This is a genomic window from Methanothermobacter sp. (genome assembly GCA_030055615.1).
Taxonomy (GTDB): Archaea; Methanobacteriota; Methanobacteria; order Methanobacteriales; family DSM-23052; genus Methanothermobacter_A.
Genome location: JASFYN010000004.1, coordinates 62790 through 77686, shown reverse-complemented (window position 1 = coordinate 77686; position 14897 = coordinate 62790). Strand labels below are relative to the sequence as shown.

The window sequence follows — 14897 nt, the reverse complement described above, 5'->3', positions numbered from 1 at the left end:
GAACATCCACGACTACGACGTTTTCTGCCGTGTTTGGTCCGATGTTTGTGACATTCAGTGTGAATTTGATGGTGTCACCGTATCTTGGTGTTGGGTTGTCCACTTTCTTCGTTATTCCAAGGTCTGCGGATGGTACCTCTATTGTTATGTTTTCACCGTAGTCTCCATTGTAATGGTAGCTTGAACCGCTTCGGTCTGTTATAATGCCATATATTTCTGTTTGTCCTGTCCCTATAACTTTGAAATACCATACTGAAAGGAAGCCTGTTGTCCCTGGATTGATGACACTAACATTATTGGTTGTTTTTGCGGCATAGCTCGTTGTGACATTCAATGGTTGGAGTATTGTTGGATTATAGGCGAGTGGTAGGTTGACAATGTCGTAGGTTGATGCTGTGGTTGATACCATGGTGATGGTTATTATGCTTCCCATTGCTGGTGTTGTGTTACTTGCTGTTATGGAGATTATTTGATTGCGGTTTTGTGATATGAGTTTTTCGACGTAAAGTTGTCCTGTGATAGTATATGTGGGTGTGTTTGTCCCGCTAACAGTTACTGTGTAGTTTCTTGATGTGAGGTGCGCATTTTGTGTCCTTTCAACATTGATTAGATAGAATGCGTATACTGTTGCACCTGGTGGTATGTCTCCAAGGTTTTTTATTGCAGTTTCACCTAGTGCAAGGTCTATGTATTGGTTGTATGTTGTCCATGTGAAATTTGCTGTTACATTGGTTGCTGTGAGGGTGTCATTGTTGTTGATACAGATTTGTACAAGGTATTGGTTTGGACCTTCAGTTTCGGGCTTGTTTTGGTCAAGGCCTATAATGTCCCAGGATCCTTTTGTGACATTAAGTGTTGGGTCGGCCTTTGAAATCGATTTAGTAGAGCTTGTGGATGGGGAAGATTGTATGTCTTCTCTTTGATCCGCGATTTTATGGGTTGTATTATCCCCTGGTGATGTGTTGGTTTCGTTAGTAGCTGCGGAAACTGATCCAATTGTGATGAATAATGTAGTAAAAGAAGAAGTGCGATCACTGATTTTCTAATCTTTTTCACCCCCCATTTTTCGATGAATATATATTTTGCTTTCCTATTTTAAAAACTTTCTTAAAAATTTATTTTGGATTTTGGAGAGTTTATCTCGTTAGGCAAATTTATGGAAAACAACAAGAAAGTGAGTGATATGAAGAAATAATAATATTATCGATCAGTTATTCTTCGTTAGCATATCAGCTCTCCTATTTATCCAAAAATAATCCCTTTAAAGTGGGGGAGTCCAATTAAAAAAAAGCAGTTTATATTTTGATAGACGAAGTGGTTCTCACGGAATTTAAAATCCCCACTTTTGCTTCAAAAGTTGGCTGAGGCGCTTTCAGGTTGATAAAATGGTAATAGCGACCTCCACAGATAGTGCAGAATATGGTGAGGATAATATAAGAACTGTTCACAATCAATCTCCTATAATCGTGATAAATTGTATGAAAATTAATGTGTGGAGGCCATTTCTGATTATGGAATTAAAAGAAACCTTGAAAAGGAAAAATTCAATTTAAACTCGTCAAGGTGATGTTTTCCCAGCAAAATCGAGGGAAGCTCTATATGAATTCAGGGATGGTTGTGGTATATTTAACTATTGTAAAAGACGCCTAGACATGATAAGGGCAATGGTACAAGTTTTATTGATAATCTATCAGATTTTATAAATGTTCGTAAAGGCATGCAAAATGCGGGGGGACAAATTTGCGGTGATGCACGCCTCTATGACAAAGAAAGCACTATAATACTGATAGTAACGCACTTTATACAACCTACTTGAAGCTGAAGACCAAAAATAGTTGAAGTTTTTTTTCTGCGAATAAGAATCCTCAAAAAATTGTGAGGATGAAAAGTGAGAAACCTAACATTATGGAATATGTCTTCATATAAAGAATTCAAACTTAAAAGATTTTCAGTAAAGGCTATAAAAGGTTATGAACTCCTACAATTTAGGTGAGTTGATAGCATGGAGTAGCTGATACTGGTAGCCCTCATAAAGTTCTTTTTTTACTTGTTTTGGTGAAAGTAGGCGCTCTTTCAACTTTTGGCTGGTATGGGCCTATCAGTTTGTTTGTCACGATACCATCTACTCCCATTCTTATCAGTTTTTCCGCTTTTTTTGGATTGTCTATTGTCCATGGGTATATGAGTATGTCATGTTCATGAACTCTTTTTATCATTTCAGGGTCTACAAATTTTCCTTTTGGGAATATTGCATCTGAATCAGCGTCTAATGCTAATATTTCTGGTCTTAGAGGTTGGCATGAAAATATTACTCCAGTTTTTATATTATCGTTTAAAATTTTAACTTTCTGGAGGCTTCTATGATAGAATGATGTTATCAATACATTTTCTAGCCTGTTTTTATGGATGGTCTTTAAGACCATCTCTTCAATACCGGGGATTTTCATCTCTATTACAAGTTTCACATCCCTAACAGATTCTATGATTTCCTGTAATGTTGGTATATGTTCTCCCTTCCCAGCATTTAAACTTCTAAGTTCTTGGAATGTCATATTATCTACTCTGCCCGTGCCATTTGTCGTCCTATCCACGGTGGGATCATGTATCACAATGAGTTCATTGTCTTGGCTGAGGCGAACATCTACTTCAATCCTATCAGCTCCCATCTCCACAGCCCTTCTAACAGCCCTCAAAGTGTTCTCAGGTTCAAAATAAGAAGCCCCCCTATGAGCTATAAACTCCACCATGTAACAAAAACCCCCTGGATAAAACTTACCCTCAAATAACATTTGAGCCCTTTTTTTGGTTTTTCAATTCAACACTTAAAAACCACATACTAGCTAGTGATAATATTATTATGTGTGGGGGATCAAAATAACATTTAGGTGATCCACTTGCCCGAGAAAAAGAGAAAAAGGGAGATAGTAGAGGTTGCCAAATTCATACCATTAGATGGCAGTCTCCCTGAAGTGGAACCAATCCAAATAAAAAAATCCTCCAAAAAGAAGATGAAAAAAAGAAACGTGGAAGAAGAACTCTACTGCGTCCAAATGGACATATACCAATAGACTCCAACACAAAAAAGTCAAAAAAACTTGGATTTGAACAACAAAACTCCAAAGTTCGCTGATCAAAACTCTCACATATAAACCTTTAAGAAAAAGCCAAAGCTTAATCAGCAAAACATTAAAACATGGAAAAAACTCACCTAAAGACAATTAAAGGGAATTATTTGATGTGTATCCTTGTAAATAATGGGTTTAAAATTGTATTATGAAGACCATGGACAAGTAACCCCCCCAATTAGTAATGATCCATTGAACTGGGAAGTGACCCCCCCACTTCTTATGAAATTATAATCTAACAAATACCGAGTTTTTAACACTTGAGTTGAGAGGTCACATGCACATCTACTCCAAAAGGATCCCCCCTTTACTATAAATTTATTCGCAGATGACACCCATCTTATGGACAGAATAGCCCTGAAAAAGGCCCAATTGGTAATCCCAACATGTGAGGAAATTATAATAAAATTGGCCATTTCACACCCCCCTATTGAATATAATTATTTCAATATAAACTTTTCTCATGTAGACCATCATCCGAAGAAGACATTCCAAGAATTTTGAAAAGAACAGCTTAGGGGAGAAAATAGCCTATACTCTCCCTAAATTTCTAGAAAAGGAATTCTTTTATAAAATCATTGGAGATGATCGATATTAAGTTATGGGGCTTTACCCAATCAGATAGGAATAGCAGTAGATTAAGAGATCAAAATCGCACCCTTCCTTACAGATGTAATCATACCATATGATTCCCAGCTCATAACTGGGAAATATCCGGTATAAATTCTCATCTTAAGAATAACACATAATCTTATGATGAACAATAAACATCCAAACTAAATTCTTAGAAAACTTAAAAGCTCACTGATACTTTCAAATTTCTTATCTTCTTTTACCAGGTTCATATTAATCTTTTAGAAAAATTTCTCGAGTTTATATACTTTTCACGATCAAACCTTACCAGCAAGGGGGTGGAGTTTTCTCAATAATTAAACAGATTCTTTTGAAAATTTTAGTTAGTTAAACTATAAGAGTCAGAACCCCCCCATGGATAATATAAATTTGCATATGAAACATCTTAAGGGAACCCCCCTCAATTCCAACATAGAAAATAAAGCAAGGGGGGATGTTTTTTCCTGATAAATCCACCCATTGTGGAGCCTAATCATGAAAATTTTATATATTATCGAAAATTAAAATTTTAACATGTACAATTATCTGATATTCACATTATTTTTGGTATTGCTCATTTTAAGTGGCATAGTAACTACAAGATCCATTTCTAAAATATCTTCGTATCTTAGATTGGGCCATTTTGCTGCCGGTTTCATTATAATGGCTGTTGCCACTGGTATACCTGAATTAGTTGTTGGTATAAGCTCTGTTTTGGAGGGCGTGCCAGAAGTTTCCTTGGGAAACGTTCTTGGTTCTAATGTTGTTAATTTGTCCCTGATTATAGGAAGCGCAGTATTGGTTGCTGGGGAAGTTAGCTTTAGTAAAATCAAAAATGAACTTATTTATCCTTTTTTCATGGCCCTTTTACCCATCTTTTTGGTCTTGGATGGGGTTTTATCCAATTTTGATGGTCTATTTTTGATTATAGTATTCATTGTTTATTGTTTGCTGGTTTATAGGCTGGGAGGTTTTGAAGAGGAAGAGATAGTCGATAGAAGAGAATTTCTATTGAGTTTAATCTTGTTTTCAGCAAGTTTAATAATTCTTTTACTTAGTTCTAGATATTTGGTTCATTATGCTCTTTTGATCGCGGCTGAAATAGGGGTTCCTGTTTTCTTTATAAGTATAATATTGATCTCTTTTGGCACTTCTCTCCCAGAGCTCGCATTTGAAACCATTTCAATACTTCATGGTTACAAAGGTTTGGCAATAGGTGACATAATGGGAAGCACAATCGTTAACTCTACCTTAATTTTGGGTATGGTAGCAGTTATTAGACCAATCCCGGTAACTGATCTGAGAGAATTCCACATTGTATCAATTTTTCTAATATCATTGATTTTCATTTTTATAACATTTCTGAGGAGTAAAGGTGGGATCACCCGCCCAAAGGCTATACTCTTAATATTCATTTACATTTTTTTCTTATTTTTAAGCGTGCTTACCAGATAATAGTGATTGAACCATCAACTGTTAAATGTTTTAAATTTTCAGCAATTCCAATAGTATGCCAAAAGTATGGTAAGGCAGTCCATGATTTCTAGAACTCACTTAAATGAACAGTGAAAAATCTCTAATTATTTCTCTCGTAAACTATTAGTCAGGTTATCAATGAATATCGCAAAAAAACACTAAAAAGGGGGGCTGTCTACAACTGTATCATGCCCAGAAAATACGAAGAAAATTAACCAACCAAAAAAAAACTAGGAGGTGCCGAGAACTGAAGAGAAAATATCTACCAATAATATTGATTATTACGATAACTATGATCAGTTATTTCACCTACACTGAATATAAGAACTTACAAAGGGACAAATACATGTCACAAGCTTGTAAAATTAATGATGAAAAAGGTGAAATAATCGATGAAACCAACAAACTCGCAAGTAAAGGAGAGCTAGACAAGGCCATTGTCAACGCAGATAAAATAATAGAAAAGCAAAAGGAGATGATTTCATTCGAAGAAAAAGCATATAAGTATGCTGATGGACCATACAAGGAACTAATAGGATCATATTTAAAAGCAGATCGTCTATACCTAGAATCATATAAATCATGGAAAAGTGGACTAGAATATATGAAAAAAGGCGATTATTCCCTCGCAACTCAAGTCCTAGAAAAAGAAGAAGAGTTATCAACAAAAGGAGCAATGATCTATAACGAAATCCATAACTTTCTAACAAAAAACCCAAAAATCAGAGAACACATAAACAAATACTGGTAACACCAGAGACTAGCCTCAAAAAAACAATATGAACAAAGAATTGTATTTGCACCATCTTATCTATCGCCCTTAGAAAAACATGAAATTATGGTAGTTTCACTATGTGCTAGATAAAAAGAAGAATATTCAAGCTCTTGGAAAAATTCCCCTGGTAGAGTTGAAAAGACAAAATATTTTCAGATCTAATGAGCCCAATATTTTCACGACTTGGATATGTTCATAGAAAAACTTTCCTATAAAAGTAAGTGAGCTCTATTCTTTACTATTTCTGCAAATTGATGGGGGATGATCGTTAATAACATTCGTTAGGTTATTAACTCAATAATTTTCATGAGTTTCCAATATTTGGATCCCGAAGACGTTCCAAAAATGTTAAAGCCATGAATTGGATTTGATCGTACTTATGCCTGATTTAAAACTGAAATAAATTCAGTGGGGTTATCTCAGCCACTTTAATGAGATGCAAACTTTATTAAGTTGTCCTCACTTTTTGAATTATGATATCGTCAAAGGTGTAATACTTTTGAAAGATGATGATAGAAGGATAATCTTTGAGAAAAAAATATCATCTCAGAATATTTGGATAGGAAATATTGATAGGATGCGAAAATAGCCATCGATAGGAGCCTGCCAAGGATTATAAATGAAATCTCATCAAAATTAAAAGATTAAGAGAATACCTGAAAATAGTAAGGAGTTATCAGTCCCATGGCCTAGAATATCTGAAAAAGGATGTCACATTGAAAGGGCTGTTGAAAGGTAGCTAGAAGTTTCCCTAAAATCCTCTTGATATTGGTGAAATGATCATTTAAACCGGGAAACTTACAGTGAAGTGATAGAAATACTTGGAGAGATATAAGTCTTACCAGAAGATTTTGTGGATAAATTCGCCCTGGCTGCAGGTTTCAGGAAGTCCATATGTATGCTGAAATAGATATAGAAAAAATTTATGAATAATTTACAAAATAACCTGAGGATATACAAATTTGCAAGATTTATTGCAGAGTATCTCATGGAAGAATCATGAAAATTTTCCCAATTCAGAATTGTATTATTAAAATTATAAAATCCCACTTGACCCCCCCAAATAAAATTTTGGACTCTTTTTACTGCTATTTTTCAATTTTAGTCATCTGCAAAGAATAGCTAACCTTTAATCGCCTCTTAGTCATACCATAGGGATTCATAGGAAAAAGGTGATTAAAAGTGACGAAGCCAAAATTAGTATTAAGACACGCCCCCCAGTGAACAAATATACATCATAAAAGTTCAAATGGGTATAAAAACATTAAAATTAGAGATTATAGGTATCTTAAAATATGAATAAGATCTTAGCCAATCCAATTCGTTATATCATGGTTAATCTAATTTTTTGTATTTAAGTTTCCGGTTCCAACTATCCCCATATTGGGCATATTTTACCCCTGGTAAGTGGAAAACTTCAAACTCCAGTAATTTACATGTTACTGTGTGAACAGCCCCCCAATTATATCCAATACCTCCTTCGTGATACTTTTGGAGAATCTTTTTCCTTCTTTTTGTTGGCGGGTACAATATGGACCATTTCAAACGCCTAATACAATGGCCACTCCCTCCAAAGCATTATATCAAAAAAAGGCATCATATCATTCAACTTCAGATCTTCTTGAAATTCCTTCCACTACTCCAGTAGCATATTCTTGGTGGTGGTGCAACGGATCCATTGAATGTTGATCTCTCCTAGTGGAATTAAGTAATGTTTTTTTATCGCATTATAAAAATGCATTATAGGTTTCCTCCCAGATAACTCCAATGAAAGCAGTTTTCAAGCCATTTTCATTAACTTTAAACTTGTATATGTCACCCTTCATATCCTTATAATCTGTGCTCTTTTCTTCACTATACAAAAAAAAGAGAGCATATTCATAGAGAGCCATGGAGCAAAAAGATTTCTTATTTTAGCACTCTAAAGTAACCGATAATATTGTAGATAATAACCTGAAAAATCATATTTTAATCCTGGCCAATCCAAAGTTTAACCCTATATTCTATGAAACTCGAAGGTGATTCAACACCATACTTTGCTTAAAAGTAGAAGATATACTCTTTAAGGGATGATATTCCTAATAAAGACAAAAAAGAAATTATAACTTTTTTTGAATTCCATAATATTTTGCAATGTCCAAACGCCATTTAGGGGGGGTTATTTTCAATTAATGAGTGTTATGAAGAAATTTGCTATGAAAGCTCAATTTATAATCCGAGTGGTAACTTCGTAATTTTATATTAGGGAGTTTAATATCTATGATGTATGCATTTACGGCAGTTATAAATGCCTTTTTGGCAACTAGTTTTCACTTGGCTCATGACAGTTGCTGGCGCCCCAACAGTATTCATAGCCTTCAAGGCTAAGAGGAAATTCCCTGATGCATCGCTCGGATTTGCCGCTGGTGTGATGATAGCTGCGAGTTTCTGGTTTCTTCTCACATCATCAATAGAACTATTTAGTTCCTATGGTCCTTTAAGTTGGTTATCCGCAACCTTAAGATTTTTTGGCAAGGTGGTATATCCTTGTTCCTGGTAGATCGTATAATACCACATTTGCACTTTGTCTGTCCGGTAGAAGATGCTGAAGGATTAAAAACAAATTGGCATAAAAAATTGGCTGCTCTTTCTTGCTATTGTAATCCATAATATCCCGGAAGGTCTTGCTGTGGGCGTGGCCTTCGGTGCAGTTGTAAAGAAGGGGAATATCACAGCACCCATTTCTCTTGCGTTTGGGATTGGCATGCGAAATTTGTTTGAAGGCGCTGCTGCTTCACTGCCGTACGGTGAAAGACGATCAAAATGGAAAATCTTTTTCTATGGGCAATTATCAGGCCTTGTTGAAATCATCATAAGCGTACTGGCGGCCTTGATGGTGACAATTTTCACTGGCATACTACCATATGCTTTGGGTTTCGCAGCGGGTGCTATGATCTTCGTAGTCATGGAAGATTTTATCCCAGAATGTCAACGTGAAGGTAACGTAGATCTTGCAACAATAAGCTCACTAATAGGCTTTGTTTATGATGATATTGGGTGTGGCCCTAGATAGATGGGAATTCCAAATTTAACAAAAGCTTTATTATGATCGTCATTTAATAAATATGAGATGGTGTATTATAATGGCTAAGGTTACGCGTGAAATGGTTGAAAAATCTGGGATAAATGTTGATGAACTCGTAGAACTTTTGGTTAAAAATGCTGCTGCAGAACTTACAACATTCTACTATTATACTATACTCAGAGCGAACCTTATAGGACTTGAAGGCGAAGGCGTGAAAGAGATAGCGGAAGCTGCGAGGATAGAGGACAGGAATCATTTCGAAGCGCTTGTTCCAAGAATATACGAGCTTGGAGGGGAACTTCCCCAGAACATGAAGGATTTCCATGACATATCTGGTTGTCCACCAGCCTACCTACCTAAAAAAAACCAATGATACAATGGAGATACTAAAAGTCCTTGTAGAGGCAGAAAGGTGTGCTGTACGTCAATACACACACATATGTAACATAACAGCTGGTAAAGATCATAGAACTTATGATCTTTCACTCTCGATCCTACACGAAGAGATACAACACGAAGCATGGTTCTCAGAATTCCTAGGTGAAGGACCCTCAGGACATTTCATGCGAAAAGGTGAAACATCACCATTCGTGAGAAAATTCCTTGAATAGAACTTTTTCCATTTTTCAATTTTTTTCTCTTTTTTTGGGGGGGCTATAATTGATAGAATTCGCATTAAAGGATCTTAAAAAATTCAATGGTAAGGATGGCGCCCCAGCATATGTTGCATGTAATGGCAAAGTCTATGATGTATCTGAGAGTTTCTTATGGAAAGATGGTGAACATCAAGTAACACACCGAGCTGGCGAAGACTTAACAGATGAAATATCGGAGGCACCACATGGCATAGAATTCCTAGAAAGATTTCCAATCATAGGAATCCTTAAAAAGTAACATTTGGTGTTTTAATGGCAGAGTATAGATGCACAGTATGTAATTATGTCTACAGCGAAAAAGAAGAGGAGAAAAAATTTTCAGAACTCCCAAGAAAGTGGAGATGCCCAGTATGTAACGCCTCAAAGAGCCTCTTTGTAAAACTCACCCCAAAAGAGGGTGTTAAACCGGTTTCAAATACAGTTGCTGATGTTTTCATCGCCCAGATGGTAGAATGGGGCGTTAAATACGTTTTCGGGATCCCTGGGACCTCCTCCCTCGGCCTAGTAGATGCTCTGAGAAAAAACAAGAATATACGCTATATACAAGTAAGGCATGAACAGACAGCAGCTTTCATGGCATCTGCTTATGCCAAACTCACAGGACATATCGCAGCATGTCTTACAGTAGCGGGGCCAGGAGTAACAAACCTTGCAACGGGCTTATATGATGCCAAACTCGACAGGGCCCCTGTACTTGCAATCACAGGACAAGTGGAAAGGAACAGGATAGGTACTGGTGCAAGCCAAGAAATAGACCAACACGCATTCTTTGAACCATTCTCTGTATTCAACATGACACTAGTATCACCGGACCAGACCACCAACCTTGTGACTGCCGCGATAAAACATGCACTACTACTTGGTGGAGTCGCCCACATAGATGTTCCAAGGGACATACAAAGCCTAAAGTGCGACGAAAAAATAAAACCATTCAAAAACAACATCCCAAACAGGAGCATAACAACAGACGAAAAATACCTCAAAAAGGCAGCTGAAATCATCAACGCCTCAAAAAAGCCTGTCATAATCGCGGGCTTCGGGAGCCTAGAAGCCAGGGAACATGTCATAGAATTGGCTGAAAGAATAGATGCGCCTATTGTAACAACATTCAGGGGAAAGGGCATAGTTGATGAAGACCACCCATTATATGTGGGCAGCCACGGAACCATAGGATCAACAGCCGCTGCAGAACTTGTCAGAGATTCAGACCTTCTTATAGTTATTGGTTCATCATTTTCTGATCTTACACAGATACCCCAAAAAAGGATGGTACAAGTTGATATCGACCCCATGATGATAGCCAGAAGATATCCAGTCGAGGCAGGTATAATTGGCAGATCAGCAATTGTAATCCCAAAAATCCTTAAATTTATAAAAAAAGATGAAAAGAAAGACTACAGGAAAAGGATGAAAAAACTTAAAAGTCGCTGGTTAAAACTACTCAAAGAAGAAGCAGATCCCAAAAGCACCCCTCTAAGACCACAATATATCATAAGCGTCCTGAACAAGAAACTAGATGATAATGCCATAATAACATTGGATGTTGGCGAGAATGGTTGGTGGTTCGGGCGCAACTTCCAAATGAAGAGCACACAACGCGTATTATTCTCCGGTTACCTTGGATCTATGGGTTTCGGATTGCCAGCAGCCCTCGCAGCCCAACTAGAATATCCAGAAAGACAAGTTGCATGCATAACAGGTGACGGCGGCTTCTCAATGGTAATGGGTGACTTCCTAACAGCCGTAAAATATGAACTTCCCATAAAAGTATTCCTATTCAACAATAAACACCTGGCCATGATAATGCAAGAACAGAAGGTTGAAAACTATCCCATATGGCAGACAGGACTCCAGGACTGCGAATTCGCAGGCTTCGCCGAAAACTGCGGAGGAATAGGAATCAAAGTAGAAGATCCAAGAGAACTCGAAAAAGCGGTTGATGAAGCCCTTAATCATGATAAACCGGTTTTAGTTGATATCGACACAGATCCAAGACGCTTCATAATCAAAAACCGATAATACCAACCAAAAAAGAGAACTAAATTAAATTTTCTCATGTTCTCCACTAATCTGAAAAAAGGAAAATAAAGTGTGGGTGAGGGGGTTAGATTTTGAAGCCGCCTCTGAGGAACCCGAACGCTGCAAGACCGATCAATATAAGACCTCCTATGACACCATAAATGTACCATCCTCTACCCGTTGAACCGCCACCAGAAGAAGCCCTTGTAACTTCATAAGCCTTACCCCCTTCACCTTCATGACCGGGAGAAGCAGCAGCTCCAGCAGCCCCTGAAGCAACACCTACAAAAGAACCAACGAAACCAGGAGAAACACCAGAACCACCACCAACACCGGGAACGCCAGGAACACTAGGAATGCCAGGAGTACCTGGAGAACCAGGAACGCCAGGAACGCTTGGAGAACTGGGGCTGCTAGGGATGCTTGGCACTATATCAGAGAATTGTCTATCTGGTATTGATCTTAGATATGATATTGGTGTTCCAGCTGCACCTGATATAATGTAATTAAATTCTTCCCTTGTTATCCACTTTTCACTCCCCTTTGCCAGTACCATTGGTGATTGCATGTAATTTGGTGTTTCACCTTTGTAGAGCATTATAAATGCTGCGGCCCATTTTTCGAACATGGCATTCCTTGTTCTCCGGTCACTTAAATCGAACGTTGGCCACTTGAAAGTGAATGAAATGGCTTTTCCCACATTGTTTATTTCATCCCAGATTATTAGTATGCCTTCTTCGCTTCCGCCTGGGATCATAGGCGATTCTATTTCTTGTTGGAGTACTCTCTTTGCAAAGTATGTTCCAGTTCCTGGGGTTACACCCATTAGATAGAGTAGTGCGTCGTCTTTGCAGTAAATGCTTGTACCGAACCATAGGTATTTCTGGCCTTCTGTGAGTGGATAGTTTTCAAGTGCATATTCTGTTATGAAGAATCCTGGTTGCACTCCTGGACAGACATGGTTATGGAATAGGAATGCCATTAGCTGGTCGTATGGTACATCATATTTCCATGCGTTGGCTATACTCTCGATATTGAAGTATACTGATCCAAATACTTGTGCATTTGCATTGTCTTTCACAGGATCATTTAGAGCTTCTGGTCCGATGTCGTTCACTTTTGTCCCATTAGATGATCCTTTTGCTATTAATTGTCCTGTTGTGGGATCATATAATATGAAGACTGAATTTAAGGTTTTGCCATCATATCCCTTTAGTACGAATGTGAACCAGAGTGGCTTGTAGAATGGTTGATGTACGGGTAGGAGATTCTTTCTACTCAATCTAGCCCCTAGGACTTCGAATATTCCATCGTAGCATGGATCTGTGGGTTGGCCATTGAGATAAACGTAGCCAGCTGATGTTAGAACCGCGATGTTCAAGTCATCTTTTTCGAGTTGGATTCCCTTTTCGTTCATGAAAATTTGCTTTACAAGGTTCGCAGCATCTGCTCCTATTTTCTTAAGATCTTCGTAGCTTAGATTACCCTTTTGTAGGGTGTTGTTCGCCCTTGTGGCTTTTGGGAGATTGAGGTTGTTAATATAGTTCATGTCGAGGCCGTGGGTTTCATTTACCTGGGCATAATTGACCTCTCTGCCAGCTAGGTAATAGTATTGTTCTTCTGTTAGGTTTTCAAGTTCTTTGACGATTGTAATAACTGATGTTGGGTCGGTTGTAACTTTTTTCACCATCCAGGCATTGAATTTGAGTTCAGATAATGTATCATCTATTACTGTTATACCTGTTTCTTTTTGGAAGGCGGCTTTAAGGGCATTTTCATCGAATTTCATGACTATGAGTGTTCCTTTTTTCTGTTGGCTGTTCCATCTTATGAAGCCCACGAGGCTGGGATCTTCTGTGGTGTTGTATCCCATGTATGATCTTTTTCCGGGTGTTGTGTCAAGTGCTAGGATTAATGCGTCGTCATCTGATCCTCCTGGCACGCCAATTGTTATATAACTTGTCATTTCTATTGGGGATCCTGTTGAGAAGTCTACTATGGGGGGATAATATATGTAGAGTGTTTTACTCATTGCATATCCGCTTATGCAACCACTACATAGGTGTCCGTGGAATGCTGCCTCTTTTAGCAAGTCTATTGGGGCTCCTAGTGCCCAAGCGTTTGCTAGGCTTGCTATTGGGAATGTATTTGCTCCTAGTTTCTTTACAAGGTTGTTCCATTGTGTTTGCGTCATGTTTTGGGACACTGTACCATTGTATATGAGGGTGTTGTTGACATAATAAGCTAATATTAGGTCATTGCCCTTTTTGATGACAAATGCGAATATTAGAGGGTCAACAGCTGTCTTTTTAAGGATTATTAGATTCCCTTTTCCATAGCTTATCGCACCCTTTGCTTCGTTTAAAATGCCCTCAATCGCATCCTCCGAAGTGCTATTTTTATATTTAACTATACCAGCGGTTGTTATTACAAGAATTTCACTTGTATTGTTAAATTTGAGCAAGTTCCTGGCTTTTTGGGTCACTTCCCTTCCTATTTTGTATGTTTGTGTTGCTTTTAGTTGTATTTGTAGGTGTGTGTAGTATTTTGGGTCTTGTGGGTTTGTTGGGTTTTTGGTTGGTGTGAATTGTTTTGTTGTTGTTTGGTATCCTGGTGCTTTTATTGTTATGTTGAATCCTTTTTCTGGTTGTGGGTGTTGGAATGTTATCTTGGTGATGTTTGCTGCTGGGTCGAAGTATTTTTGGAATTCTATTTCTTGTCCATTGGAGTCTGTGAGTTTTTCTATTGTTGGGTTTATATCATCGGGGTATTCATAGGTTATTTTCAGGCCTACTTCACATGTGCTGTTTGCTGCTGAAACAGCGCCCACAGAAACCAAGGAAGTCAACAGTAACAATAAAAGAAAAACCTTCCTCTGCAATCCAACTCCACCTCCCTTTATCATCAAAAAACCATTAGCAATAATAATATATAAATATATATTATTACATTCTCTTGTACAATTTAAATACAAAGTAATAACAAGTAGTTTAAGGAAAGGATCACACCAGCAGTATTCATGCCTAATTTGAGTAAAGAAGAGTGTCACAAACGCATTTCAAACTTTTCGATGCCCATTCCCAAGCCAATTCATATACCCATATACACTTCCGCAAAAGGCTAAACCATTTATGGGCGTGATCTTCCAATATACTAGATCCTACGTATAA

The 14897-nt window shown here is 37.7% G+C and carries 13 protein-coding genes; 9 read left to right on the top strand and 4 right to left on the bottom strand.

Annotation, left to right across the window (positions count from 1 at the left end):
• Positions 1-433 (bottom strand): hypothetical protein (locus tag QFX38_07295; GenBank protein ID MDI9624674.1); only part of this gene is annotated, 433 nt, incomplete at its 3' end.
• Between the two features lie 1594 nt (positions 434-2027).
• Entirely contained in the window at positions 2028-2747 is a 720-nt protein-coding gene (locus QFX38_07290) for a glycerophosphodiester phosphodiesterase family protein (protein ID MDI9624673.1), read from the bottom strand.
• 147 nt (positions 2748-2894) lie between these two features.
• On the opposite strand from QFX38_07290, the gene QFX38_07285 reads away from it, so the two are divergent.
• From QFX38_07285 to QFX38_07275, 3 genes are all read left to right on the top strand, one after another.
• Positions 2895-3068: a hypothetical protein gene (locus QFX38_07285; protein MDI9624672.1), complete on the top strand. Its 174-nt coding sequence runs from the start codon at positions 2895-2897 to the stop codon at positions 3066-3068.
• Between the two features lie 1203 nt (positions 3069-4271).
• A complete protein-coding gene (locus tag QFX38_07280) occupies positions 4272-5192 on the top strand; it encodes a hypothetical protein (GenBank protein ID MDI9624671.1) in 921 nt (306 codons plus the stop codon).
• Positions 5193-5505: 313 nt separating this feature from the next.
• A complete protein-coding gene (locus QFX38_07275; protein ID MDI9624670.1) occupies positions 5506-5964 on the top strand; it encodes a hypothetical protein in 459 nt (152 codons plus the stop codon).
• A gap of 1751 nt (positions 5965-7715) precedes the next feature.
• Here QFX38_07275 and QFX38_07270 read toward each other — a convergent pair.
• Positions 7716-7850, bottom strand: a complete 135-nt coding sequence (locus QFX38_07270; protein MDI9624669.1) for a hypothetical protein — start codon at positions 7848-7850, stop codon at positions 7716-7718.
• A 425-nt stretch (positions 7851-8275) separates the two neighbouring features.
• On the opposite strand from QFX38_07270, the gene QFX38_07265 reads away from it, so the two are divergent.
• From QFX38_07265 to QFX38_07240, 6 genes are all read left to right on the top strand, one after another.
• Positions 8276-8527: a hypothetical protein gene (locus QFX38_07265; GenBank protein ID MDI9624668.1), complete on the top strand. Its 252-nt coding sequence runs from the start codon at positions 8276-8278 to the stop codon at positions 8525-8527.
• A gap of 129 nt (positions 8528-8656) precedes the next feature.
• A complete protein-coding gene (locus tag QFX38_07260) occupies positions 8657-9040 on the top strand; it encodes a hypothetical protein (protein MDI9624667.1) in 384 nt (127 codons plus the stop codon).
• A 70-nt stretch (positions 9041-9110) separates the two neighbouring features.
• Entirely contained in the window at positions 9111-9425 is a 315-nt protein-coding gene (locus QFX38_07255; GenBank protein ID MDI9624666.1) for a ferritin-like domain-containing protein, read from the top strand.
• A 4-nt stretch (positions 9426-9429) separates the two neighbouring features.
• Positions 9430-9663: a ferritin-like domain-containing protein gene (locus QFX38_07250; GenBank protein MDI9624665.1), complete on the top strand. Its 234-nt coding sequence runs from the start codon at positions 9430-9432 to the stop codon at positions 9661-9663.
• A 49-nt stretch (positions 9664-9712) separates the two neighbouring features.
• Entirely contained in the window at positions 9713-9946 is a 234-nt protein-coding gene (locus QFX38_07245; GenBank protein MDI9624664.1) for a cytochrome b5 domain-containing protein, read from the top strand.
• Positions 9947-9960: 14 nt separating this feature from the next.
• A complete protein-coding gene (locus QFX38_07240; protein MDI9624663.1) occupies positions 9961-11727 on the top strand; it encodes a thiamine pyrophosphate-binding protein in 1767 nt (588 codons plus the stop codon).
• 85 nt (positions 11728-11812) lie between these two features.
• Here QFX38_07240 and QFX38_07235 read toward each other — a convergent pair whose 3' ends face one another.
• Positions 11813-14575, bottom strand: a complete 2763-nt coding sequence (locus QFX38_07235; protein MDI9624662.1) for an FmdE family protein — start codon at positions 14573-14575, stop codon at positions 11813-11815.
• Between the last annotated feature and the right edge of the window lie 322 nt (positions 14576-14897).

Bases quoted from the DNA above. Each gene is read 5' to 3' on its own strand.
- QFX38_07290 (MDI9624673.1), bottom strand. From the start codon at position 2,747: ATGGTGGAGTTTATAGCTCATAGGGGGGCTTCTTATTTTGAACCTGAG.
- QFX38_07280 (MDI9624671.1), top strand. From the start codon at position 4,272: ATGTACAATTATCTGATATTCACATTATTTTTGGTATTGCTCATTTTA.
- QFX38_07275 (MDI9624670.1), top strand. From the start codon at position 5,506: ATGATCAGTTATTTCACCTACACTGAATATAAGAACTTACAAAGGGAC.
- QFX38_07265 (MDI9624668.1), top strand. From the start codon at position 8,276: ATGCCTTTTTGGCAACTAGTTTTCACTTGGCTCATGACAGTTGCTGGC.
- QFX38_07255 (MDI9624666.1), top strand. From the start codon at position 9,111: ATGGCTAAGGTTACGCGTGAAATGGTTGAAAAATCTGGGATAAATGTT.
- QFX38_07250 (MDI9624665.1), top strand. From the start codon at position 9,430: ATGGAGATACTAAAAGTCCTTGTAGAGGCAGAAAGGTGTGCTGTACGT.
- QFX38_07240 (MDI9624663.1), top strand. From the start codon at position 9,961: ATGGCAGAGTATAGATGCACAGTATGTAATTATGTCTACAGCGAAAAA.